The organism is Thiolapillus sp., assembly GCF_048562965.1.
Taxonomy (GTDB): Bacteria; Pseudomonadota; Gammaproteobacteria; order Chromatiales; family Chromatiaceae; genus Thiolapillus; species Thiolapillus brandeum_A.
Genome location: NZ_JBHNMF010000317.1, coordinates 1 through 3,858, shown reverse-complemented (window position 1 = coordinate 3,858; position 3,858 = coordinate 1). Strand labels below are relative to the sequence as shown.

Below are 3,858 nucleotides of genomic sequence, written 5' to 3'. Positions count from 1 at the left end.
CTCAACCATGTGCTACAGCATATTGGGAACGCCAAGATGGTTGAGGACGTCGAAGCCTTGCTACCCTGGAACACCTCCCTCAACAAGATGCAAAAGGGTTGATTCTTTGGCGCTTACACTATGCCCAGGGACAGGACATCTTTGCGCCCGACCGTCCCGGCTATGTGATTGCCAGTGACTGGAGCGGCGTGGCCTACATCGATGGCGAGTACAAGTTCTATGTGCCGTATCGCAGCATGTCGGGGCGGCAGAACGTGCTCACTACCCGGGATGACAGGGATGTGAATAATCCGGGGCCTTTCTACCAGTCACACATGACGGTGATTCGCCAGATGCTGAAGGGCGCCAAGACCTTTACCCGTCCGCCTTCCGGGTGAAACGCGCCAGCTGGCGGTCGTGCCAGGGGGCGAAGAGAGTCACCGCCACCAGTCCGCCGATGAGGGCCAGGAACATGTCTGACTGCGTATTCCACACATAACCCTGGGTGCCCAGGAAGGCCACGGCATCGTCGCCACTGGCCACAGCCACCCACCATTCGATGAGCTCGTAGAAAGCGCTGAAGGCGAGCACGAAGCAGACGACAAAGAAGTGGGTCCAGGCTCTGCTGCGGATCACGTCCAGACGGATCACCACTTCCCTTGCGATGATTGCCGGCACCAGCCCCTGGGCAAAATGACCCACCTTGTCATAGTTGTTGCGCTGTCCGCCCAGCAGATCGCGTATCCAGTCGAACAGGGGGACTTCCGCGTAGGTGTAATGGCCGCCCACCATGAGAATGATGCAGTGAATCAGGATCAGCCAGTAGGTCAGGCGGGTGAGGGGGAAGGCTTTCCAGGTGAAGGTCAGTACCGCCAGGCAGATGATCGCGGGCAGGGTTTCAAGAAACCAGGTGAACCTGTCGTGTGGGTTGACCGCAGACCAGGTCAGCACCGCAGCATAGATTCCCAGCCACAAGACGGTTTCAGCTTTGTTGGGGTAGGGCAGTTTCTTCATGAGAAGCGGTCAGTCCACATCTCTGGGGCGTTCGCTGACGATGAGCTGCACGGGAAACGACTGGTCGCCGCGCAGAATGGTCAGATCCATGCTGGTGCCCGGTGAGGCGGTGGCGATCTGGTTCATTACCGCCTGGGCGCTGCTGACGGCTTCACCGTTGATGCTGCGGATGATATCACCAGGTTCGATGCCCGCCTGATCTGCCGGTCCGCCCTCGAGGACTCCGGAGAGCAATACTCCCCTGGTGTCTTCCGGCAAGCCAAGAGACCGTGCCACCAAAGGTACGAGATCCTGTCCGCTGGCGCCTATCCAGCCGCGAATCACGCGGCCGTGCCTGATGATCTGCTCCATGACCTGCTTCGCGAGATCGATGGGTATGGCGAATCCAATGCCATGAGAGCCGCCGCTGTTGGAGATGATGGCAGTATTGATACCGACCACTTCCCCTTCGGTGTTGATCAGTGCGCCGCCGGAATTGCCCTGGTTGATGGCGGCGTCCGTCTGGATGAAATCCTCGAACGTTGCCAGCCCCAGCTCATGGCGTCCCTTGGCACTGATGATGCCCTGGGTGACCGTCTTGCCCACGCCGAAGGGATTACCGATGGCCAGCACAACATCACCGACCCGCAGCTGACTGGACTTCCCCAGGTTGGCGGGCAGCAGGTCCTTGCCGGCGGCCTGGATCACGGCCAGATCCGTATCCGGGTCGGTGCCGACCACCCTGGCGGGCACCTGCGCCTGCCCGTCGGCACCGATGAAGATGTCATCGGCATCCTTTACGACATGGTGATTGGTGAGTATGTACCCATTGCGGTCCACCACGACGCCGGAACCGAGATTGTTTTGCCGGTGCAGGCGGGGCTTGCTCCTGGGATCACCGAAATAGTGTTGCACCAGCGGGTTTTCGAACAGGGGCTTGCCTTCCTCCCGGGTGATCTTGCTGGTGTAGATGTTGACCACGGAAGGTTCCGCAAATGCGACGGCATCAGCCCAGCCACGGTTGTCCTCATTGGAGGGTGGAGCAGGGATACTGCTGGCGCTAGGCGGCGCAAGCAGCTGTGGCCAGAGAGTCAGCGCCAGGTAGGCAGCGGCCAGCCCGGTGACGACTGAGGTGAAGAAAAAAGCAAGAAGACGCTGGAAATTCATAACGGCTACATTCTACCATGAGGTTTTTTAACGTAGGACAGCCCTGATATGGCCGCGCTGAGTGAACTGATCGAATATTGCAATAGCCGCCTCGATGCCGGAAGTTTCGAGGACTATTGCCCCAACGGGCTGCAGGTGGAAGCTTCTCTGGAGGTGAGCCGCGTCGTGACCGGCGTGACAGCGAGCCTGGCGCTCATCGAGGCTGCCGCTGCTGCCGGGGCGGAACTGCTGCTGGTGCATCACGGCTATTTCTGGAAGAACGAAGCGCCGCCGCTCACCGGCATGAAGGGGCGGCGTATCCAGGCGCTGTATCGCTACGGCATGAGCCTGGCCGCCTACCACCTGCCCCTGGATGCGCATGCGCAGATAGGCAACAATGCCTGTCTGGGTGAACTGCTGGGCTGTTCTGACGCCCGGCCCATCGAAGGGGAAAACGGTTTGCTTTGGGGAGCGGAGTTCCCCGAGTCGCTGGCCATCGATACCTTGCTGGAAAAGGTGCAGGGGTTCACGGACAGGGAGCCCCTGCTTTTGCCCGGCGGGGATCATGGTGTGCGGCGACTGGCCTGGTGTACCGGTGGCGCCCAGGGCTGGGTGGACAAAGAGGCGGATCTGGGTTTTGATGCCTACCTTACCGGTGAGGTGTCGGAAGCCAGCTTTCATATCGCCGCAGAGCGGAATATTCATTTTATCGCGGCGGGTCACCATGCAACCGAGCGCTATGGTATTCAGGCGCTGGGAAAGGAGCTGGAAGACAAATTCAATGTAAAACATGAGTTTATCGATATTCCAAATCCTGTCTGAAATCAAGGAATAAAATTTAGGCCGCATCGCTCACCGATCCCCTAGTTCCGGCGTTTTTGGGCGCCGGGACGTGGCCAAGATAGACCGATAGCCCATTTCTCGTGCCAAGGCACTCGCCAGGAGAAGAGATTCTCGTGTTTTTCGCTCTCTCAGGAGCTCTGGAGGATGTTTTTTTGACAGAACAGACGCACCAGTCCCTCAGCACCCAGGACTGATTCTTTGAGCCGATGTTGTCGGGGACGGAAGAACCTATCCAGGCGGCGACCAAGCAGGATGCTGCTTGAGATTGGCCAGGATCTGGGCAATATCACTGGCGTAGGAATACGCTTCCGAGAAGGACAGCCAGACCTTGCGCGCTGTCAGGCGCAGGCGGGCGCCGATTTTCAGCAGCTTCAGACGGATCGTCGTGCTCTGGGCCTTGGCGAACGCCGTACCGGTCAGCCCCAGCCGGCGCAGGCCATGCAGCAGGACATAGGCAAAGGAAGAGAAGTACAGCCGCAGTTGGTTCGCCCGCAGGGTGGCACTGCTGGTACGATCGGCGAACAGTCCCAGTTGCTGTTCTTTGATGCGATTTTCCATCTCCCCTCGGGCACAGTAAAGATCTTCGTATAAATATTGGGCATCTGCGTCACGGGGGCTCAGGTTGGTGACGACAAAACGCGGATTGGCCTTGCCCGGCAGGTATTCTGCCTTGCCGATCACCCGCCGTTCACAGGACCAGGATTTGCGCGTGCGGTAGCGGAAGTCACGGAAACACCGGGCGGTCTCGCCGGTGCGCTCACAGGCCAGGCGGGCCTCTTCCATTTCTTTGCCCAAGGCCCGTTGCAGACGCTTGTTGCGCGCCAGACCCAGAACATAGCCCACGTCGTTGGTCTCGCACCAGGCCATGATCGCGTCACGGCAGAAACCCGAGTCTGC

5 protein-coding genes are annotated in these 3,858 nt (G+C 59.4%); 2 read left to right on the top strand and 3 right to left on the bottom strand.

Annotated features, from left to right (window positions below; all coding sequences use genetic code 11):
* Positions 1–98: 98 nt before the first annotated feature.
* Entirely contained in the window at positions 99–377 is a 279-nt protein-coding gene (locus tag ACOCD2_RS13985; RefSeq protein ID WP_293652711.1) for a hypothetical protein, read from the top strand.
* On the opposite strand, the gene ACOCD2_RS13980 is transcribed toward ACOCD2_RS13985, so the two are convergent.
* Positions 355–993: a DUF2238 domain-containing protein gene (locus ACOCD2_RS13980; RefSeq protein ID WP_293649345.1), complete on the bottom strand. Its 639-nt coding sequence runs from the start codon at positions 991–993 to the stop codon at positions 355–357. The genes ACOCD2_RS13985 and ACOCD2_RS13980 overlap by 23 nt on opposite strands.
* Before the next feature lie 9 nt (positions 994–1,002).
* The gene (locus tag ACOCD2_RS13975) at positions 1,003–2,139 is read right to left on the bottom strand and encodes a S1C family serine protease (RefSeq protein ID WP_293649343.1); all 1,137 of its coding nucleotides are present in this window, start codon (positions 2,137–2,139) and stop codon (positions 1,003–1,005) included.
* 48 nt (positions 2,140–2,187) lie between these two features.
* On the opposite strand from ACOCD2_RS13975, the gene ACOCD2_RS13970 reads away from it, so the two are divergent.
* Positions 2,188–2,940 (top strand): Nif3-like dinuclear metal center hexameric protein, encoded by a 753-nt coding sequence (locus tag ACOCD2_RS13970; RefSeq protein WP_293649340.1) that lies wholly within the window; start codon positions 2,188–2,190, stop codon positions 2,938–2,940.
* Positions 2,941–3,189: 249 nt separating this feature from the next.
* On the opposite strand, the gene ACOCD2_RS13965 is transcribed toward ACOCD2_RS13970, so the two are convergent.
* Positions 3,190–3,858 (bottom strand): IS1380 family transposase (locus tag ACOCD2_RS13965; protein ID WP_294117197.1); only part of this gene is annotated, 669 nt, incomplete at its 5' end.